Below are 19,110 nucleotides of genomic sequence, written 5' to 3'. Positions count from 1 at the left end.
GATATATTATCATTTCAATCATGAAAAAGACTATCAGCATAAATATTAGTGGTATCATCTTCTACATCGAAGAGGATGGGTACGACAAACTTAGAAACTACCTGAACTCGATCCAGAAGTACTTCTCGTCCTTTGCCGACAGCAAAGAAATCCTGTCGGACATCGAAGGACGTATCGCGGAGCGCTTCCTGAACAAGCAAAAGGCAGAAAACAAGCAGGTGATCTCGCTGGCCGATGTGGATGAGCTGATCGCAGCCATGGGTACCGTAGCTGACTTTGAGGCCATCGAGCAGGCCGAAGACCTGCTGTCGGAGCCCCTGCACAGCGCTACTGCCGGCGACGACTATGGCTATCAGCAAACGCATACTTCCTACCAGGCTCCCAAAACAGAACCTTATACGACTACTGCTACGCCGCCCCGGAAGCTGTACCGCGACCTGAAGCGCAAGCTGATCGGTGGAGTAGCCGCCGGACTGGCCCACCACTTCTCGGTGGATCCGCTGTGGGTACGCCTAGCGTTTCTGGTGGCGGTGATCGGTCTGCCGATTGGAGCCGGAGCCTTCAATATGGAAGAGTTTTTTGGCCCCCTGGCTGGTATCACCGTGATTGTGTACATAGCGATGTGGGTGGCGTTTCCGGGCTCAACGACACTGGAAGAAGACGCGCAGATCAAGAAGTTCTACCGCGATCCGGACCGTAAGGTAGTAGGTGGGGTAGCAGCCGGGGTGGCTTCTTACTTTGGAGTAGACCTGGGCGTGGTACGCTTCCTGTGGGTACTGGCTATCTTCCTGTTCGGAACCGGCTTCCTGCTGTATATCATCCTCTGGGTTATATCACCAGCGGCCAATACGCTCACCGAAAAGATGGAAATGCAGGGGGAGCCTATTACCCTGTCTAATATTGAGACCAATATTAAGCGGGGACTGAACCTCAACGAAACCACCGGACAGGAAAGTACCCTTACCCGACTGCTGCTTTTCCCCTTTCGCGCCATCGCGATCCTGATCAACGGGCTGGGAAAGATACTAAAAGGCCTGGGACCTGTACTACGAATTCTGATTGGGGCACTACTGGTTATTGTGTCAGTAGGTGCACTGATCGGACTCATCATCGCAGCCACGGTAGGAGTGGGTATGCGTGATATGCTGCCATTCGGTGATATTCCCCCCATGATGATACTTCGCGAGGTACCGGGTACTATGGTACTGTCCGTAATCCTGCTGACCACAATACCTTTCATCGTAGTACTACTGCTGGGCTTAACCCTGATCGCCAACCGCCGCGTAGCCAGTGCTACGGTATGGCTGACCCTGGCGGGACTGTGGGTAGTAGGTATTATAGGTACGGCCGTGACGGGAGGTGTATACCAGGCCAACTTCTCACGCCGGGGCGAATACAGCCAGACGGAGTACTTCCGGATGCCTGCCAATGTACTGACCCTGGATGAGCGCGAAAATGACGAAGATGATGACTTCAACTGGGATGTAAACGTGGTACTGACCGGCTACGAAGGGGGGGATAGCCTGCGCCTGGAAAAGGAGATGCGTGCCCGTGGGCGTACTACTGAAGAAGCCCGTAAGCATGCTTCCAGTCTGGTGTATAATGTAACGCTGAGCGATTCGGTGCTGCTGTTTGACGAAGAGCCGGTACTGGCCGAGAACAGCCGCTTCCGGGGGCAGGAAATGACAGCTACGCTTTTTATCCCGTTTGATCGTCCCTTTGCCATGACGCAGTCCTTCTATTACAGTAAACTATCCGGACGGAGTTTTCAGGGCAACCGGTACAACATCGAGTGGCGCGACGACAGCGAAAATCAGTGGCGCACCCTGCGCTGGGTGATGCGTCGAGACTCCGGACTGGTATGCCTCAATATGCCCGCCGATTGGCTGATTGAGAGCAACGAAGGGAACGATGGCTATACCTATGACAGCGACGATGATGACAACAGTGTCAGCCTGGGTGAGCGCGGCAAGTACATCAAGCAGTTTGAAGCCCGCGACTTTACGGGGGTAGCCCTGGGCGGAGCCTACGCCGTGGATATCCGTCAGGGACAGGAGTTCAGCGTCAGAGTGGATGGTGAGGAAGAGGATGTTGACAACTTGAAAGTAACGGTACGTGACGGTGTCCTGCACGTAGAACGCCCTTCCAACTTTAAGTTCTTCAACGGTAACTCGCAGCGTGTTGGTATAGTCATTACCATGCCGGCTCTCAAAACATTAGACCTGTCAGGCGCCAACAAGACCCGGGTGTCGGGCTTTACGGGCGGCAACGCTAACCTGAGTGTGGATGTAGCGGGAGCTTCTGCGACGGAGCTGAATGTGGATGTTAATCAGATTGACGTAGAAGTGTCGGGTGCTTCAAAGGTAATATTGAAAGGAAGTGCCCGCCAGCTAAACGCCGACTTGTCGGGAGCCTGTAAGCTGACTGCTACCGAGATGCAGATTGCTTCTGCTGACGTAGAGGCTTCCGGAGCCAGCAAAGCAGAGCTGGGCCGAATAGAAAAGCTCCGGAAGAATGCGAGCGGAGCCAGCAAGATTGAAGCGTACGAGTAAAATATTTTGTACACATGCAACCTTAGCGGAGCTTCCGCCATCTATTAAGCAAACAAAACTAATTAGTCATGAAAAAAGCATTATTAATCTGTGTAGTATGGGTAGCATCGGTGGCCCTCGCACTGGCCGACGACACCCGTACCTTCAACCTTTCCAACTTTTCAAAGCTTGAAATAGGGAGCGCCTACCGGATCCAGGTGAAGCAGGGAAGTACCTACAGCGTAACCGCCTCCGGCCAGAAGCAGGACCTGGATGATCTAGAGGCCCGGGTATCAAACGGTACGCTCAGCATTCGCTATAAGCAGGAAAAATGGAAAAACCGCCGGGAAACGGTACAGATCAATATCACTATGCCCGAGTTGGATGCAGTGGACTTCTCAGGAGCCTGCGTGGCCAACGTGACAGGGTTCAGCAGCAACAAGAATATGAATATTGAGGTGTCAGGTGCCTCCAAGGTAACGATGGACGTATCCGCTCCCAAAGTACATCTCAATCTGTCCGGAGCTTCGGTACTAACTCTTAACGGCAAGGCCGATGTACTGAATGGGGAACTGTCGGGGGCGTCGGTATACAAAGGGACCAGCTTTCCGGTAAGGGAGGCTAACCTCGGAGCCTCGGGAGCCAGCAAGGCATCGGTAGTCGCTAACACTTCGCTCACGGCCGACGCCAGCGGGGCCAGCAGTATCAGCTACAGCGGCAGCGCCAGAGAAGTACGCTCCAATACGTCGGGCGCCAGCTCAATCCGCCGGTCCAACTAAGCTTCGCTATATCCCTCAACAAGAAGAGCCGGGCCCTGGGCCCGGCTCTTCTTGTTGGTACTCATCCATTACGGCTAGTACTGCACGCCAAACACAACCCTCAGCTCCTGCAGGGCGGTCCGGATGCGTGACTTAATAGTACCCAGCGGCAGGCTAAGCTTTTCCGACACTTCTTCGTGCGTATATCCCTGAAAATACACCAGATCTACCAGTAACTTTCGCTCGGGGCGCAGGCGCTCTACCAGATCCTGCAGGTCAAAGGTGTAGGTTATGGGCTGGTACATAGCCATCTGAACCAGAGTAGAGTCTAAGCCATCGTAGAGATTTCCCCTCTTGCTATCGACACGAAGTGCATCAATGGCCGTGTTGCGGGCTATGTTGAGCATCCAGGTAAACAGACTACCTTTTTCACTATTATAGGATTTGATGCTCTTCCAGATCTTCAGGAATGTTTCCTGCATGGCATCTTCTGCCCTGGTTTCATCCCGTATGATCTTACAGATTATACTATACAAACATCCTGAGTAGTGGTCGTACAGGTATTCAAATGCGTGCCGCTCATTTCGCTGCAGTGAGGCTATAAGTTCACTTTCTGAATAGGAAAATAGTTTTGTAGCCATTGACGCTGAATTGCTAGTAGGTGTGTATATGTAAATCTTATGGTGTTACTTCGGTCTATTGATCTGCACTGCTCCTGTCATCTACTGCAGCGGCAGCTAAGTGATTGTGTCACATCTTTTTGCCAACCTAATGTGTAAGCCAGATGTTATGAATTAGTTTAAAAAACTTAAAAATTTAATATTCAACACGTTCCGATTTCCCTGCTGTTTATGGCCTGGGAATGATAGGATGAGTAGGCTGTTAGTCAGGTGGATATACTACTCCGCCCGCTCTACTTCACTTTGTAGCTTAAGTACCTGCGTTCCATCCTCCTGTTCGATGAGCAAAGCCGGGTCGTCAGCAGAGCCATTCCGCTTGACGTGTGTACCCTTGATCGTTCTTTCTACATCTGATTTGTGAACCTCCATTACCTTGCCTTCGGCGTGTCCATTGCCCCACTTCCAGCGGACCTTAGTACCTTTCCGTATCATATTTGTTAAAGATTTGTAGGTTATTGCTATATTTTATTGGTTACATTTGGCGGAATTTTATGATCTGTAGCAGTCAGCTATCTGTATAGAAGCAGCAGGTAGATAGGTATTAATGTCTATAAAATGTTGCCAGACAGCGAGATAGTGCTGCGGGAGGTAAAGCAGCCGGAGTGTGAGTAGAAGTATCGTCAGTATGAGTAGTATTCCAGATGGGGTTGAGAAATGTGTAAAGAAACTTCCACAAAATAAAATGTCGCTTCTTTAATTAATAATTACTAGTATGCTCAAACCCAAATTTGCCCGTGAGTCAGAGGTAACGATGACCGAGATGGTACTTCCCAACGATACCAATACCCTCAACAACCTCATGGGCGGCCGGCTGCTGCACTGGATGGATATCTGTGCGGCTATCTCGGCGCAGAAGCATTCCAACCGCATTGTAGTAACGGCTTCGGTCGACAACGTATCCTTCTCCGAACCCATCAAGCTGGGCGACATTGTCACCATGAAAGCCAAAGTCACTCGGGCTTTCAACTCATCCATGGAAGTATACATTGAAGTATGGGCGGAAGATATACCCGCCGGGCGCAGGGTCAGCACCAACCGCGCCTTCTATACCTTCGTAGCTGTGGACCAGAACGGACGGCCCATTGAAGTACCTGAGCTTAAACCCGAAACTACCGAGGAAAACGACCTGTACGCCAGCGCCCTGCGTCGGCGTCAGCTACGCCTGGTACTGGCGGGACGTATGAATCCGCAGGAGGCTACCGAGCTCAAAGCTCTTTTTGAGATGGAATAAAAGTCTAAGGGCGGTTGAGGAGGCGTTCTTTGGCCTGTAGGTAGTCGTCCCATTCGTCTATGTCGGAGAGCGTGTCCAGGAGCTGATACCGGATGCCGTGCTGCTGGAGCCTGGATATGGTCTGCTCGAGTAGTTCCGGCTGGCTCCACGGCATTTCTTCAAACAAGGTTTCGTGGAGCCGGGTCATGCCCAGCAGGTAGTAGCCGCCGTCGGTGGAGGGCCCCAGTACTACTTCGGTAGTGAGGAGCGTATCAAAGGCCTGCTGCAGGTGCGCAACTTGTAGATCCAGGCAGTCGCTGCCAATAATGACAACCCGCCCGGCTCCGGCCGCGAACTGTTCCCGGAAGGCCTCCTGCATCCGCAGGCCCAGATCTCCCTCTGTCTGCAGGGCCTTGTCATAACCGTTCCAGAGGTCGTCCTCATTCACAAAATCACCATAGTATACCGTGCGGCGCAGGTCGGATGCGGAGAGTGCATCCGTGATGTCGCGGGTGTAGTCCAGCAGCTCGCGGTATACTTCTACGGCCCGGGTGTGGCCTACGGTTTTGGCCAGCCGGGTTTTGACTTTTCCTTCAATCGGGTTTTTTACAAAAATAATCAGGGCGTTGAGCGGCATATTTTGGTAATTTTGCGGACTGATAGCCGGTAGGGATCAGGTATGAGCGATTAGCTTCTAGGCCCAGTCCCTACTGGTATATAGTATAAAATAGTAAGGAATAAGGTAAAGCCTTATCGAACAGGCACTTCATCCAGATAGTTACTAAAACTAATTGCTACTAACCTAACAGCTAAAACCTACTTATGGCAAAAGAGATCATATTTTCGGAAAAAGCCCCGGCCCCAATCGGCCCCTACAGCCAGGCCGTTAAAGCCAATGGTGTCCTGTACGTGTCCGGTCAGATCGCCCTCGAACTGGCTACCGGCGGTGATGTACAGGCCGAAGCCCGCAAGGTAATGGAAAACATCGGACATATCCTGCAGGCGGCCGGACTCGACTACTCCAACATTGTCAAGTCCAGTATTTTTCTGAAAAATATGGATGATTTTGCGGCCATTAATGAGGTATACGGCAGCTTCTTTACCAGTGAGCCACCCGCCCGCGAAACCGTACAGGTAGCCCGCCTGCCCAAGGATGTTAACGTAGAGATCTCGGTCATTGCCGTAGAGTAACCCTCTTCGGGAGCGGATTCAGCCAGCTGTGTCTGCTACCGTCCATTCATAATTTACTTTTCAAATTACATATAGCAGGAGGTAAACTATTGGCTTCAGGAAAAGTACCCCTCTGAGCTAATAACTAACTCCTAATAGCTAACAGCTATAACCAATGAGTCAACCAAACGTTAGAGTACGATTTGCTCCCAGCCCCACCGGCCCCCTGCACATAGGCGGTGTCCGGACGGCCCTTTATAACTACCTGTACGCCCGCCAGCAGGGCGGTCAGATGCTGCTCCGGATTGAAGATACCGACCAGAACCGCTACGTGCCCGGTGCGGAAGAGTACATACTGGAAGCCCTGGCATGGATCGGCATCCAGATCGACGAAGGTCCGCAGCAGGGTGGCCCCCACGCGCCTTACCGCCAGTCGGAGCGCAAGGAGATGTACCGTGAGTACGCCGAGCGGCTGGTACGGGAGGGAAAAGCGTACTATGCCTTTGATACCGCCGAAGAACTGGACGCCATGCGTAAGCGCCTGGAAGCAGCCAATGTACCCGCGGCGCAGTACAACGCCATTACGCGTCTGCAGATGAAAAACTCGCTGACGCTCTCGGCCGAAGAAACCCAGCAACGCCTCGAAAGCGGTGAGGCCTACGTAATCCGTATCAAGGTACAGCCTAAGGAGGATATCCGCTTCAACGACCTCATCCGGGGCTGGGTAGTAGTGCACTCGTCACAAATCGACGATAAGGTACTCCTCAAGTCAGACGGAATGCCTACCTACCACCTGGCTAACATCGTAGACGACCACCTGATGGGTATTACGCACGTGATCCGGGGTGAAGAGTGGCTGCCCTCGGCGCCGCTGCACGTACTGCTGTACCGGTACCTGGGCTGGGCCGATACCATGCCGCAGTTTGCGCACCTGCCCCTGCTGCTCAAGCCCGACGGCAACGGCAAGCTTTCCAAGCGCGATGCTGACCTGGGTGGCTTCCCGATCTTCCCGCTGGAGTGGACCGACCCCAAAACCGGCGACAAAGCACTGGGCTTCCGCGAGGAAGGCTACCTGCCCGAGGCTACTACCAACTTCCTGGCCTTCCTGGGCTGGAACCCCGGTACTGAGCAGGAGCAATTTACGATGGACGAACTGATCCAGGCGTTCAGCTTTGACCGGGTACATAAGGCGGGTGCCCGTTTTGATATCCAGAAGGGCATGTGGTACAATCAGCAGTACCTCAAGAGGCAGGACGACGCTGCCTTGGCCCGAGAGATCCAACCCCTATTCGCCAGCAAAGGAATCAGCATTACCGACGAGCAGGCAACCAAGATCGTACACCTGCTCAAAGAGCGCGTCCACTTTGCGAAGGAGATTGTGGACGAGTCGGCTTTTCTGTTCAGCTCGCCCGAGAGCTACGACGAAGCCGTCGTATCGAAGCGCTGGAACGAAGAGGCAGTGCGCGCCATCGGTGGCTTCCGCGATGCACTAAGTACTTATGAAGGAGACTTCACCGCCGACCCTATCAAGGAAGTGTTGCACCATACGCTGGAAAGCCTCGGCATCAAAGCGGGTAAAGTGATGCAGGCCCTGCGCCTGGCACTCACCGGAGTAGGAGCCGGCCCCGACCTGATGATTACCATGGAGATCCTGGGCAAAGAAGAAGTCATTAACCGTCTTCAGAACGCCATTGACCGTCTGCCTGCATAAAGAGAAGCCAGTACAAATTATAGGATATGCAAACATGAGTCATCCCGGAGTTTTGGGGATGGCAAAAAAGGAAAACCTTCCGAACTTAGTGTTGCGAAGCACTAACCGGAAGGTTTTCTTATGTCCAAGGACTCAGTAAAAGTCGGTATCCGTACTGACGAAGTCAAGCAAGAGGCTAGTTATTTTTACCAACAACTCTGGCAATTCGTTCAACCTTTGGCTCAGCAACTAGACGAGCTAGTAGATCGTCGTCTGGTAAGTACATTTGTAGCATTACTAGGCTGCATTCTACGCCACCGCCACAACAGCCTGGGCCTGCTGCTGAGCGAGCTAGGCGGTAAGCTTTTAGGAGAGGTTCATGCTCCGGCTGGCACCAAGCGCATAAGCAACTTGCTTCGCAGCAAGAAGTGGTCACACCAGCTAATCGAGCAGTACTTACTTCAACAGGCCTGTCAGCAGGCTCAGCAACTACAACAGGCAGGGCAGACGGTGCTTCTGCTGTGGGATGAGAGCGTGGTAGAGAAGCCCGAGAGCCTGCGTAGCGAAGGCTTGTGCGCTGTACGTAGTAGCAAAGCCAGGCGCTTGAAGCGGATTTAACCTGGCTTTTATAATCCACCTGGTGGTCGGCCGGTGCATGTACCGGGCTTTGAGTGGTTAGGACTGCTTTTGGCGGGGCTGAAAACCTATCCTACGGTAGCTTTCTTCCGCTGGTACACCCGAAGGGGAGACTATGCACAAGATCGCCTGAGCCTGCAGACCGATCTGCTCTATGAAGCCGTGGCCGCCTTTGGTAAACAGGTATGGCATATTTTCGACAGAGGATATGCAGGCAGCCGCTGGCTGGGAAAACTCTTTGATCATCAGGCTACGTTTGTCATCCGCTGGCCTAAGCGTTACCAGCTTATTGATAGCAAAGGCAAACGCAGTGCCTGGAGGATAGCTACGGGTAAACCTGCCCAGGTGCGCCGCCAGGTCTGGGATGCTCATCTGCAACAGTGGCGAATAGCAGCGGCACTGGCTTTGCCAGTCACGCATCCTGATTTTGCTGAGCAACCGCTATGGCTGGTTGTATCACGATTGGGTAAGGGCAGAGAGCCCTGGTATCTGCTCACCAACCAGCCTTGTGAGCACAAAGAGCAGCTCTGGTCGGTGGTGCTGGCTTATGCCCGCCGTTGCTGTTCCCCGCCGGGACAGATTGAAGCTGGTTTTAGATTCAATAAAACAGAACTAGCCATTCAGTCACCTCGTCTGTGGTTTTGGTCTAATCGGCTAAAACTAATGATGATGGTAGTGCTAGTGTATGCCTTCCTGCTTAAAATGATGAGTAGCCTCTTTGATCAGGTTCGAAAAAAGCTACTCCGCAGGTGGTGCCACCGAACAGGAAAGCGGTGCCAACTCGCGCTGACACCGCTTTACCGACTAAGAGCGGCACTCGCTGCTCTATTTTCCTACTATCAAGTCATCTCCCAAAGTTCGGGATGACTCATGTTGTTTATTAAGAGCAAGGCTATACATCTTTTAGTGCCCATCTTTTTGCTACTCGCCTGGAGAACCGGTAACTCCCATACCACAGAAATAAGGCTGTACCTGTCATAGCAAGATGATATAGTAGTATAACCCACTAAATTAGCTGATCCAACTCCCGACTGTACAGCAGGTCGACGATTTTTTTAGTGAGAGGGAAAAGTAGTATAGAAAAGAATAGATAGACAACGATCAGGATAGGGAATGGGACAAGCGAAGTAATGGTGAGTGTTATGGCTGTTTCCCTCGTCTGTTTAGAAAAGAGTAAGGGAACGCCAATGAATAGTGCCATCATGCACAGCAGAGCGTAAACAATAGATATAAGAAATGTATTAAAAAGCATAATAAGAGGTTAAGGAGGTATTGCTATATATTACTAAGCCGCTGATCGATAAAGACTTATTGGCTATTTATTCAGGACTAATGATAAAATCACGAGCTAATCCCTTATCGTCCAGTTTAATGACAAGCAATGTGGCACCTAAGAGGCCGTCTCCTACCATATATTCTATTACTGTATCAGGTTGAGAATGTGTACGATAAAAATCATTAATAGCATTTTCTCTTGCCTCACGAAGCTCATTAGTATGTCCAGCTGACTTCCGAATTGAATCAGGAACAGTTATACCTTCCGGAAGAAATTGTCTTACTCCCTCATTATAGGGTCTACCTAACAAAGACACTATTCGCTCTCTACTTATTCCTGGCTGCAAGTGATCCTCTACAAACTCATACATCAGTTTGGCTCTTGGACTGTAGTCGTACTTTTCATCAGAAGAGCAAGCCGTGAGGAACAGAGCCATGGGTAGTAGGAGGTTGAGTAAATAGTTTTTCATACAAGCGAGGATCCATTTCTGTAAACTAAAGCCAAAATGGAGCCAATGCCAAGGGAGCAGAGACCATCTGGCGATAGGTGGGAGAGACTACTGCTGATAGTCAGTAGGGTTTGTCGCTGGCGGTTAGTTATAATTTTATCCAACGGTACTACGATTTGGGAAGGAGCTGGTAGCTTTTTTAGCTGATTGGCCAGTCGGATTCGGGTAGATATAGCTATTCACCGCACAATTTGCGTCGAATACAGGTCTTATTTTCCGCATGAATGTAGCAGCAGACGAAAAACAGTAAGCACGAGGTAAAACATTAATGAGCCGCTCACTCATTCATTCACTCATTCACTCACTCACTCACTCAATCACCATTCACTAATTAAACCACCTCAACCATCCGGGCATTCAAAATAACCAGGCACCATTCCGTAGGACCGTTTACTGAAATCACGTTGCCATTGGGCCTGGGGGGATGTACTTTCGTGAAGGGTGGCAGGTTTTTTTTGTAGGTAAATACCAGCACAGGTACTTACATTTGGGTGAAGTACTTCATTCAGCTTGAAACCACTTAACAGCAACGATTATGGCTAAGAAAAAGCAAAACGATCCGGATAAAAACGAGAACGAAAAGCCAAGGGTACACAAAGACCTGGAAGGATTTGATATCCAGATCAACACCTTTGGGGAGATCAACACCAGCTATGACATGGATAAGATCAATGAGTTTCTGAACAAGAACGTAGACGACAAGAAACTCCGTGACCGTGACGACATACCCGGCCGTAAAACCCGGAAATCGAAGCGGAAAGTTGACGAGGATGAAGAAGAGTAGGATTTAAATACAAGTAGCTTCCTGACTAATAAACCATTAATCTAATAGACGAATGACCTCACATGAGATTGACTACAAAATAATCGGTGAAGATATCCAGATCGTAGAGATAGAGCTGGACCCTAACGAGACGGTGATTGCTGAGGCCGGTGCCATGTTATTCATGGAAGACGGCATCCAGTTTGAGACGAAGATGGGCGACGGCTCACAGGCCAACCAGAGCATCCTGGGCAAAGTGTTCCAGGCTGGTAGCCGCCTGCTGACGGGGGAGTCGCTGTTCATGACTCACTTTACCAACCGGGGGTACGGTAAGCGCAAGGTGGCCTTTGCGGCGCCCTATCCCGGTACGGTAATGCCTATTGACCTGAGCAAGATCTACGGCAACGAGCTGATCGTGCAGAAGGATGGCTTCCTGTGCGCGGCCATGGGTACCAGCATGAAGATCCACTTCAACCAGCGTATCGGATCGGGCCTGTTTGGCGGCGAAGGATTTATCCTGCAGAAGCTGCGTGGTGACGGTATGGCTTTTGTTCATGCGGGTGGAGTAGTGATAGAGCGCCAACTCAACAACGAAACCCTGCGGGTAGATACCGGCTGCGTGGTAGCGTTTGAACCTACAGTGAATTTCGATATTCAGCGCTCAGGTGGCCTCAAATCCATGGTGTTTGGTGGTGAAGGTATGTTCCTGGCCACGCTACGCGGAACCGGCCGCTGCTGGATCCAGTCGATGCCTATCTCCAAGCTGATTGATCGCCTGGCCGTGGGTGGAGCCAACTCCCGTAAAGAAAGCGGATCGGTACTGGGTGGCCTGGGTAACCTGTTTGAAGAGTAATCACGTACAGTACTTACTATACACAGAAGGGGAGCCGGTACCGGCTCCCCTTCTGTGTACTTACTGGCTCCGCATCAGAACCCGGTGTTCTGGATCAGGTTGCGGTTGTTATCAATCTCCCGCTGCGGAATCGGAAGCAGCAGGTTCTTCTCCGTGAAGGCTTTGTTATACACGGTAGTGTGCCCTACGAAGTCGTCCCAGTTTTTGGTGATGTCGTTGCGTACCTTCCGGGTCCGGATCATATCAAACCATATTTTGCCTTCATACGCCAGCTCGTAGTACCTCTCAGCCCACACTGCTCTTTCAAAGGCTTCCATGCTGGTAGCAGTGACCGGAGGTAGTTCGGCCCGGCTGCGTACCTGATTGAGAGCTGCCGTGGCTTCGGGCGTAGGACCTCCCTGCGCCCGGTTAGCGGCTTCGGCGTACATCAGCAGTACATCGGCATAGCGGTAAATGGTGTAGTTGAGGGTAGACTTGGCGTCGTTGTCAATGGCCTGCTTGTCGAAGTACTTATAGATGTAGTACCCGCCCAGGTCGAGCCGTTCGCGGCGCGGGTCACCAATGGGGTAGTCGGAGGGATGCCCTTTGTAGAAGGTATAGTAAAACTGCTTCTCCCGCGTCCGCTTATCCCCCTGCTCGTAGCTCTCCACAAACTCCTTCCGCGGGATTAATCCACCGTACTCATCCGAGTAGGCCGCAATACCTCGTAAGGTAGGCAGCGTAACGGGGGTGAGGCCATTGTGGCGGATGTCCTTTTCGTGCTGTACCTGGAATATAAACTCGCCCTGGTTACGGTTGGCCGGATTGATCATATCGGTATACTCCTTGAACAGGGTAAATACGCCGCTGTCAATGACCTCCTTAGACCGCTTAGCCGACTCAGCATAGTATTGGTTGCCGCCCTGTACGGGGTAGCCGGCGTAGGTCAGGTACACATCAGCCAGGAGGGACTTGATGAGGCCCATCGAAACCCGTCCGCTGGTCTGACGCCAGGGTAGGGTAGACTTCTCCGCCTCCAGCAGGTCAGGGATGATGATATCATCGTAGATCTCCTTCACGGAGCTACGCGCCGTTTGTACCTCGGACAGCTGTGTAACAAGCTCCGTCAGCTTGGGTACATCGCCAAACATGCGCACCAGCTGGAAGTAGTACAGGGCCCGTAGCGTCCGGGCTTCGGCGACCATGTTGTTGCGGGTGGTGGCATCCAGCGTCGTAATTTCACCTACCTTCTGAATGGCCAGGTTAGCCCGGGCTATGCCCGAGTACATCCCGGACCACCAGTTGTCGATGTAAAAGGCGCGGGAGTCATACTCCATGTTGTAGAACTTGAAGGCCTCGGTCTGGGAGTTGCCGTCGGCCTTGCCGGTCATAAATTCCAACAGGGAAGCATTGTTGCCGCCCCAACCGCCTCCACCGTTGTTGAAGGTATTCAGGTTAGCGTAGGCTCCGTCCACAAAGGCCCGGGCTATCTCCGGGCTGGATACAGTCGATGAGGTAGTCAGAGCCCCCGTGGGAGTTTCTCTCAGAAAATCCTCACAGGAAGTTAAGGTCAGCATCAGGGCCAGGCCTGTATATAATAGGTTCTTTTTCATGATATTCAGTAGTTTGAAAAGTTCTTACTTCGTCGTCGGCAGCCCTACCTAAAAGACAAGGTTAAGGCCGGCATTGAACGTACGTGGCCGTGGGTACTGGAAGAACTCCATGTTCTGGGTGAGCTGGTTGCCAAAGCCGGTGAGGGCCTCAGGGTCATAGCCCGAGTACTTCGATATCAGGAAGAAGTTCTGCGCACTCACGTACACCCGCAGACGCTGGAAGTTGAGCTTACCAATGGTATTGGGCAGGGTGTAGCCCAGTACGATGTTCTGACCGCGGATGAAAGAGCCATCCTCAACCCACCAGTCATCCATGTGGGTGTCGTAGCCGGCATTGTAGTGACGGATCTGGGCGATGTACGTATTCTGATTTTCGGGTGTCCAGGCGTTAAGTACCGAGCGCGAACTGCTGGCTATGGCCTGGCGGTCTTCTATCGAGTGTTTGGTAGCATTGACCGTATTGACACCCATCACGAAGCGAATGTCCATGGAGAAGTCAAACTTGCCAAACTGGATGGTGTTGCCCAGGTTCAGGTTCCATTTGGGGTAGGCACGTCCGATGATGGTTTCGTCAGCGGCATCGATGCGGCCATCGTTGTTGAGGTCCTCCCACTTCAGGTCACCGGGGAGGCGGTTGTACCGGGCAGCTTCGTCCGCTTCGTCGGTGCCCCAGGTACCCAGGCGGCGATAGCCCCAGAACGAGCCAATGGGCTGGCCCACGCGCAGAATGTTGGTCTGCCCCAGGAACCAGGGGCCCGGGAAGATGTCGTCGTTATTGACGCCGAGCTTCAGGATACGGTTGCGGTTGGTCGAGAAAGCTACGTTGGTACTCCAGGTGAACCGGTTAGTAGAGATGTTGCGGGTCATCAGTCCCAGCTCAAAGCCCTTGTTCTCCACGGATCCGATGTTCTGGGTTACTGAGCTCAAACCGGTAGACCAGGGAATGGGCGCGTTGAGGAGCAGGTCTTTGGTCACCTTGTGGTAGTAGTCCAGGGTGATGTCTATGCGGTTATTCAGCAAACCGATGTCCGCACCAATGTCCAGCTGGTTGGTGTACTCCCAGCGCAGGTCCGGGTTACCGAACGAGCTCCGCCAGATACCCGTCTGCCGACGGCCATCCAGCAGTACATCGCCCGTACCCAGGAACTGCTGCGAAGCGTACTGGCCGATCTCCTGGTTACCTGTCTTGCCGTAGCTGGCGCGTAGTTTCAGGTTGCTGATCAGGGAGCTGTTCTGCAGGAATTCCTCCTGGCTCACGTTCCAGGCAATGGCTGCCGAGGGGAAGAAGGCGTACTTGTTGTTTACCCCGAATTTGGACGAACCATCGTAACGGCCCGTAAAGGTCACCAGGTACCTGTCGCGGAAGTTGTAGTTAAGGCGGGCAAAGTACGAGTTGAGGGCCCATTTGCCATCACCGGACGAAGGCTTGCGCAGGGTAGTACCTACCCCCAGATTGTGCCAGCCCCAGAAGTCATCAATGAAGTTTTCGGCGGCGGCGAAGACGTTTTCCCAGTAGCGCTCCTGCCACGACAGCCCCGCCAAAGCTGTAATAGTATGCTCACCAGCAAGCGTTTTATTCCAGTTGAAGTAGTTTTCAAACTGCCAGTATTGCTCGGTATTGGAGAAGATGTCAGCTACCCCCCGCTGATCAGCCGATAGCGCGTTGAGGTCACGACCTGAATAGAAGTTGTTCTTCTCGTCCTTTAATTCAAAGCTGAAATTGGAGCGTAGCGTCAGGTTAGGAGCAAACGACAGCACAGAGTACACCTGCCCCAGCGTCATGTTTTTGGAGTTACGCCGTTCGCGCTCTTCGGTCAGGCGTACAGGATTTTCACCTCCCTCCATACCGGGCCAGTCCTTGTTACGTCCCCATCTGCCATCAGGGTATTTAGTAGGCAGGATTGGCAGGGCTTCCACCACCATCCGGGGTACGTTCAGGCCGCCCGAGGCATCATCTACTTCCTGCTGGATAGAGCGGTTAAGGAACAGGCTACCTCCCAGCTTCAGCCATTTGTTTATGTCGTTGTCCAGTGTCAGCTTGGCTGAGTAGCGTTTGAAACCCGAGTTGCGCATCAGACCGCCCTGATCCGTAAAGCCCAGTGACAGGCTATAGACTGTTCTTTCGCTTCCACCCCGAACCCCCAGTTCGTGGTTTTGGGCGGTAGTAGGGCGGTATATTTCGCGCTCCCAGTCCGTATTATATCGGGGACGGCCGTTGGCGTCAAACAGGTCCGGGAAGTTGGCCGGATTGTTACGTACATACTTACCATCGGCAAAGCCCTGCGGGTCAAACTTCTCGGCGTTGTCGAAGGCGGTGTTGTATACCTGCATAAACTCCTCGGCGCTCAAAGTACCCAAGTAACGGGCCGGTGTAATATAGGAGCCCCAGGCGTCGTACGATACCTGCGTCTGCCCGGCCTTTCCGCGCTTGGTCGTGATGATGATCACCCCGTTAGCCCCACGGGCACCGTAAATAGCCGTAGCCGAAGCATCCTTAAGTACCTCTATGGATTCTATGTCATTTGGGTTCAGGAGGTTGGCGTTGGTGACGCCTATGATGCCATCCACGACGTAGAGCGGGTCCAGGCTGGAGTTGATAGAGCCCACGCCCCGGATACGTACGCGGGGCTGGTAGCCCGGAGCCGACGAGTTGACGGCCACATCCACCCCCGGTAGTCGTCCCTGTAGGGCCTGCGCTACGTTGGTAGCCTGCCGGTCCAGCAGTCTTTCGCCTTTGATAGCACTTACCGATCCGGTCAGGTCGCTTTTGCGTACGGTACCGTAACCTACTACTACCATCTCTTCCAGACTACGTACGTCCTGTTTTAGTTCTATGCTGAAGTCGGTCCGGTTGCCCACGGGTATTTCCATAGTTTCGTAGCCTACGAAGCTAAGTACCAGTACTGAATTGGGACCGGCTACATCCAGCGTAAAGCGCCCGTCCGAATCGGTGGTAGTACCACGGCTGGTACCCTGCTCTACTACGCTTACACCTGGTAGCGGTGCGCTATTGCCGGCGTCAACGACCCGCCCCCTGATCTGCACAGCCTCCGGGGCCACCGTATGTGTAGATGTCCCTGACTTGCCGCCATTACTGGCGTATGCCCCTGTAGTAGTACCTAGTGTTGCCACAAGTACAGGCACGCAGACCAGGCGTACGAACCTGGCTGGTTCGAAGGATAATTGTTGTAAATACCTTTTCATACTTGTTTGTTGATTGGTTGAAATGAAATACTTACAGTACGGTGAGAGGAGGAAGCAGCGGCCGGAGGCCTCACGTAGGTGTTAGAAGCGTGGTGCTTCTGAAAGGTTGAAAGGTGTGCATAAGCAGTCTGATTTTACGGTTCTACAAATGACAAGTCAACTTGTTACGCCGTCCATACAGGACTAATACTCGATGCAGATAGAGGAAAATAGGGCAGATCTAAGATATAATAGTTACATATAAAGATACGTAAGTGTCCGGTTTCTACTAAAAAAATCGTCAGAATTTAGTGTCCGGTAAATAATGAAGAGATGGAAGCCCTGGTCTTTGTAGGTACAGGTGACTTGTGGATGCAGGTAAAATTATTTGAGAGAGGACGTAGGAATACATCTTTTCGGTGTCTAATATCGTATGTTATTTCAGAACCAGTTTATAAAGAGGGCTGATTCTGGATTTATTCATTTAGTTACTGTACCAATCAAGATCATGAGTCACTTAGTCAAATACATATTTGTTGCTATCATAGGATTGAGCCTTGCCTGTGGCACCTCGGCCCCTGCGTCGGATGCCGCTCCGACGGACGTCAGCCACGCTGCCCTGGACCGGCTTCTGAAGAAGTACGTCAATAGCCAGGGGATGGTGGATTACAATGGATTTAAGCAGGATAGGGCGGAGCTGAAAAAGTACCTTGATCAGCTAAGTAAGAATGCTCCGAACGAAAAAACGTGGAGCAAGGAGGACCAGCTGGCCTACTGGATTAACGCCTATAATGCCTATACTATAGATCTGGTACTGCAGCATTATCCGTTGAAGAGTATCAAGGACCTCGGCTCTACCATCAAGATTCCTTTCGTCAGTACGGCCTGGGACATCAAGTTTATTGAAATAGGAGGCCAGAAAATGGACCTCAACAACATCGAGCACGGTATCATCCGGAAGAAGTTCAACGACCCGCGTATCCACTTTGCGCTGGTGTGCGCGGCGGTATCGTGCCCGCCCCTGCGTAATGAAGCCTACACCGCCAAAGACCTGGATAAGCAACTGGACGACCAGGGAAAGCGCTTCCTGAACGACCCGAAGAAGAACATCGTAACTCAGAATAAGGCCAGCCTGTCGAAGATATTTGACTGGTACGGGGGTGACTTCAAGGGGGGTATGTCTCTCCGCGAATGGGTCAACAAGTACGCCAATACCGATCTGAAAGAAAACGGATCTATCTCCTACATGGACTACAACTGGAATCTTAACAAACAGTAGTTTACGCTTTATCGACATCTATCAGCCCCACTGAGGCCTATACCGGTATGGTATAGGCCTTTTTGTATTCGCGCGGTGTCTGGCCGGTGATGCGCTTGAAGTGCCGGTTAAAGTTGGACAGCGTATCGAAGCCGCTCTCGTAGGCGATCTGTGAGATACTCCATTTATCCTCCAGCAGCAGCTTACAGGACTGACCGATCCGGATCTCGCTTACAAAATCGGTAAAGGTTTTGTTGGCGCGGGTCTTGAAGTAGCGGCAGAAGGCTGCCTCGCTCATGCCCGCCAGCGAGGCTACTTCGGTGAGCCGGATCTCCTGCCGGAAGTTCTGCATCACGTAATCATGTACCTTCTGCATTCGCTCGGTTTCGGATACCTTGTGGGTATTGACGTAGCCATAGCTGGTAATGGGAGCGCCCTCCACGCTATGGGCCAGCTCATCCAGCAGGGCCAGGAGCCGCAGTATTCGCTGCAGACCATCCAGATGGAGCAATTCCTGTAGCTCGGTCCGGATACGCTGCCGTGCGGTACCTACGTACTGTATTCCCCGCTTCGACTCCTCCAGGAGCTGCCCGATGGGGTGCATCTCGGGGCGGTCAAAAAACTCTTTCCCCAGAAAATCTTCTTGGAAATATAGTACAATGCCGTGGGTAGTCAGATTGGCCCCTTCTTCAAAGTACCAGGCATCGCTGCGCCAGAGGTGAGGTACATTAGGACCCAGAAAAACGGTATCACCCGGCTCAAAAGGCGTAATAGAGTCACCGATAAAGCGGGTACCCGTGCCTTCCATCACCGTAAAAAGCTGGTAGTGCGGATGGAAGTGCCAGTTGGGATCAAAATGAGGCTCCCGGAGCTCCTGCACGGTAAAAGAGCGTACCTGGCTTTCTATGGTTTTGCGTAGAGCTGACTTCATCTGGCTAAATTTTATCTAAAAAAAGAGCGATTTCTGTACTTAAAGTCAAAAAAGAGTCAGAACTAATCAAT

At 52.1% G+C, this 19,110-nt stretch carries 17 protein-coding genes; 10 read left to right on the top strand and 7 right to left on the bottom strand.

From position 1 onward, the window contains the following. Nucleotides 1-20 precede the first annotated feature (20 nt). Complete coding sequence (locus tag JTN23_RS22195; RefSeq protein ID WP_247237265.1) at nt 21-2,552, top strand: PspC domain-containing protein; 2,532 nt, start codon at nt 21-23, stop codon at nt 2,550-2,552. Nucleotides 2,553-2,620: 68 nt separating this feature from the next. Continuing rightward, nucleotides 2,621-3,310, top strand: coding sequence for a head GIN domain-containing protein (locus JTN23_RS22190; RefSeq protein WP_247237264.1), 690 nt, complete (start codon nt 2,621-2,623; stop codon nt 3,308-3,310). A 74-nt stretch (nt 3,311-3,384) separates the two neighbouring features. Here the strand turns inward: JTN23_RS22190 and JTN23_RS22185 are convergent, their stop codons facing one another. Further along, a complete protein-coding gene (locus tag JTN23_RS22185; protein WP_247237263.1) occupies nt 3,385-3,930 on the bottom strand; it encodes an RNA polymerase sigma factor in 546 nt (181 codons plus the stop codon). A 258-nt stretch (nt 3,931-4,188) separates the two neighbouring features. Further along, the gene (locus JTN23_RS22180) at nt 4,189-4,401 is read right to left on the bottom strand and encodes a hypervirulence associated TUDOR domain-containing protein (RefSeq protein ID WP_247237262.1); all 213 of its coding nucleotides are present in this window, start codon (nt 4,399-4,401) and stop codon (nt 4,189-4,191) included. Between the two features lie 280 nt (nt 4,402-4,681). Between JTN23_RS22180 and JTN23_RS22175 the strand changes: the two genes are divergently transcribed. Next, nucleotides 4,682-5,200, top strand: a complete 519-nt coding sequence (locus JTN23_RS22175; RefSeq protein WP_247237261.1) for an acyl-CoA thioesterase — start codon at nt 4,682-4,684, stop codon at nt 5,198-5,200. Nucleotides 5,201-5,204: 4 nt separating this feature from the next. On the opposite strand, the gene JTN23_RS22170 is transcribed toward JTN23_RS22175, so the two are convergent. Then, the gene (locus JTN23_RS22170) at nt 5,205-5,816 is read right to left on the bottom strand and encodes a TIGR04282 family arsenosugar biosynthesis glycosyltransferase (RefSeq protein ID WP_247237260.1); all 612 of its coding nucleotides are present in this window, start codon (nt 5,814-5,816) and stop codon (nt 5,205-5,207) included. A gap of 185 nt (nt 5,817-6,001) precedes the next feature. Here JTN23_RS22170 and JTN23_RS22165 point away from each other — a divergent pair, with 185 nt between their 5' ends. From JTN23_RS22165 to JTN23_RS22150, 4 genes are all read left to right on the top strand, one after another. Continuing rightward, on the top strand, nt 6,002-6,370 hold the full coding sequence (locus tag JTN23_RS22165) for a RidA family protein (protein ID WP_207504681.1): 369 nt from the start codon (nt 6,002-6,004) through the stop codon (nt 6,368-6,370). Between the two features lie 154 nt (nt 6,371-6,524). Next, nucleotides 6,525-8,060, top strand: coding sequence for a glutamate--tRNA ligase (gltX, locus tag JTN23_RS22160; RefSeq protein WP_247237259.1), 1,536 nt, complete (start codon nt 6,525-6,527; stop codon nt 8,058-8,060). Between the two features lie 216 nt (nt 8,061-8,276). Continuing rightward, a complete protein-coding gene (locus JTN23_RS22155; RefSeq protein WP_247237258.1) occupies nt 8,277-8,657 on the top strand; it encodes a hypothetical protein in 381 nt (126 codons plus the stop codon). Between the two features lie 69 nt (nt 8,658-8,726). Further along, complete coding sequence (locus JTN23_RS22150; RefSeq protein WP_247237257.1) at nt 8,727-9,542, top strand: hypothetical protein; 816 nt, start codon at nt 8,727-8,729, stop codon at nt 9,540-9,542. Between the two features lie 452 nt (nt 9,543-9,994). On the opposite strand, the gene JTN23_RS22145 is transcribed toward JTN23_RS22150, so the two are convergent. Next, nucleotides 9,995-10,387: a hypothetical protein gene (locus tag JTN23_RS22145; RefSeq protein WP_247237256.1), complete on the bottom strand. Its 393-nt coding sequence runs from the start codon at nt 10,385-10,387 to the stop codon at nt 9,995-9,997. 607 nt (nt 10,388-10,994) lie between these two features. Here JTN23_RS22145 and JTN23_RS22140 point away from each other — a divergent pair. Together JTN23_RS22140 and JTN23_RS22135 are read left to right on the top strand one after the other, a co-directional pair. Continuing rightward, on the top strand, nt 10,995-11,243 hold the full coding sequence (locus JTN23_RS22140; RefSeq protein ID WP_247237255.1) for a hypothetical protein: 249 nt from the start codon (nt 10,995-10,997) through the stop codon (nt 11,241-11,243). A gap of 52 nt (nt 11,244-11,295) precedes the next feature. After that, nucleotides 11,296-12,075: a TIGR00266 family protein gene (locus JTN23_RS22135; protein WP_247237254.1), complete on the top strand. Its 780-nt coding sequence runs from the start codon at nt 11,296-11,298 to the stop codon at nt 12,073-12,075. A 74-nt stretch (nt 12,076-12,149) separates the two neighbouring features. On the opposite strand, the gene JTN23_RS22130 is transcribed toward JTN23_RS22135, so the two are convergent. Together JTN23_RS22130 and JTN23_RS22125 are read right to left on the bottom strand one after the other, a co-directional pair. Next, a complete protein-coding gene (locus JTN23_RS22130) occupies nt 12,150-13,667 on the bottom strand; it encodes a RagB/SusD family nutrient uptake outer membrane protein (protein ID WP_247237253.1) in 1,518 nt (505 codons plus the stop codon). A gap of 48 nt (nt 13,668-13,715) precedes the next feature. Then, complete coding sequence (locus JTN23_RS22125) at nt 13,716-16,871, bottom strand: SusC/RagA family TonB-linked outer membrane protein (protein ID WP_247237252.1); 3,156 nt, start codon at nt 16,869-16,871, stop codon at nt 13,716-13,718. A gap of 487 nt (nt 16,872-17,358) precedes the next feature. Between JTN23_RS22125 and JTN23_RS22120 the strand changes: the two genes are divergently transcribed. Continuing rightward, nucleotides 17,359-18,129, top strand: a complete 771-nt coding sequence (locus tag JTN23_RS22120) for a DUF547 domain-containing protein (RefSeq protein WP_247237251.1) — start codon at nt 17,359-17,361, stop codon at nt 18,127-18,129. A 37-nt stretch (nt 18,130-18,166) separates the two neighbouring features. Here JTN23_RS22120 and JTN23_RS22115 read toward each other — a convergent pair whose 3' ends face one another. Next, nucleotides 18,167-19,039, bottom strand: coding sequence for an AraC family transcriptional regulator (locus tag JTN23_RS22115; protein ID WP_247237250.1), 873 nt, complete (start codon nt 19,037-19,039; stop codon nt 18,167-18,169). Between the last annotated feature and the right edge of the window lie 71 nt (nt 19,040-19,110).

Origin of the sequence: Telluribacter roseus (genome assembly GCF_017355915.2) — a bacterium.
In the GTDB taxonomy this organism is placed as follows: domain Bacteria; phylum Bacteroidota; class Bacteroidia; order Cytophagales; family Spirosomataceae; genus Telluribacter.
Note: the sequence above shows the minus strand (reverse complement) of the source record. Positions and strands in the feature narration are given on the sequence as shown.

Excerpts from the sequence above, each read along its gene's own strand:
- JTN23_RS22195 (WP_247237265.1), top strand. The coding sequence starts at position 21 with ATGAAAAAGACTATCAGCATAAATATTAGTGGTATCATCTTCTACATC.
- JTN23_RS22190 (WP_247237264.1), top strand. The coding sequence starts at position 2,621 with ATGAAAAAAGCATTATTAATCTGTGTAGTATGGGTAGCATCGGTGGCC.
- JTN23_RS22185 (WP_247237263.1), bottom strand. The coding sequence starts at position 3,930 with ATGGCTACAAAACTATTTTCCTATTCAGAAAGTGAACTTATAGCCTCA.
- JTN23_RS22180 (WP_247237262.1), bottom strand. The coding sequence starts at position 4,401 with ATGATACGGAAAGGTACTAAGGTCCGCTGGAAGTGGGGCAATGGACAC.
- JTN23_RS22175 (WP_247237261.1), top strand. The coding sequence starts at position 4,682 with ATGCTCAAACCCAAATTTGCCCGTGAGTCAGAGGTAACGATGACCGAG.
- JTN23_RS22170 (WP_247237260.1), bottom strand. The coding sequence starts at position 5,816 with ATGCCGCTCAACGCCCTGATTATTTTTGTAAAAAACCCGATTGAAGGA.
- JTN23_RS22165 (WP_207504681.1), top strand. The coding sequence starts at position 6,002 with ATGGCAAAAGAGATCATATTTTCGGAAAAAGCCCCGGCCCCAATCGGC.
- gltX (WP_247237259.1), top strand. The coding sequence starts at position 6,525 with ATGAGTCAACCAAACGTTAGAGTACGATTTGCTCCCAGCCCCACCGGC.
- JTN23_RS22145 (WP_247237256.1), bottom strand. The coding sequence starts at position 10,387 with ATGGCTCTGTTCCTCACGGCTTGCTCTTCTGATGAAAAGTACGACTAC.
- JTN23_RS22140 (WP_247237255.1), top strand. The coding sequence starts at position 10,995 with ATGGCTAAGAAAAAGCAAAACGATCCGGATAAAAACGAGAACGAAAAG.
- JTN23_RS22135 (WP_247237254.1), top strand. The coding sequence starts at position 11,296 with ATGACCTCACATGAGATTGACTACAAAATAATCGGTGAAGATATCCAG.
- JTN23_RS22130 (WP_247237253.1), bottom strand. The coding sequence starts at position 13,667 with ATGAAAAAGAACCTATTATATACAGGCCTGGCCCTGATGCTGACCTTA.
- JTN23_RS22125 (WP_247237252.1), bottom strand. The coding sequence starts at position 16,871 with ATGAAAAGGTATTTACAACAATTATCCTTCGAACCAGCCAGGTTCGTA.
- JTN23_RS22120 (WP_247237251.1), top strand. The coding sequence starts at position 17,359 with ATGAGTCACTTAGTCAAATACATATTTGTTGCTATCATAGGATTGAGC.
- JTN23_RS22115 (WP_247237250.1), bottom strand. The coding sequence starts at position 19,039 with ATGAAGTCAGCTCTACGCAAAACCATAGAAAGCCAGGTACGCTCTTTT.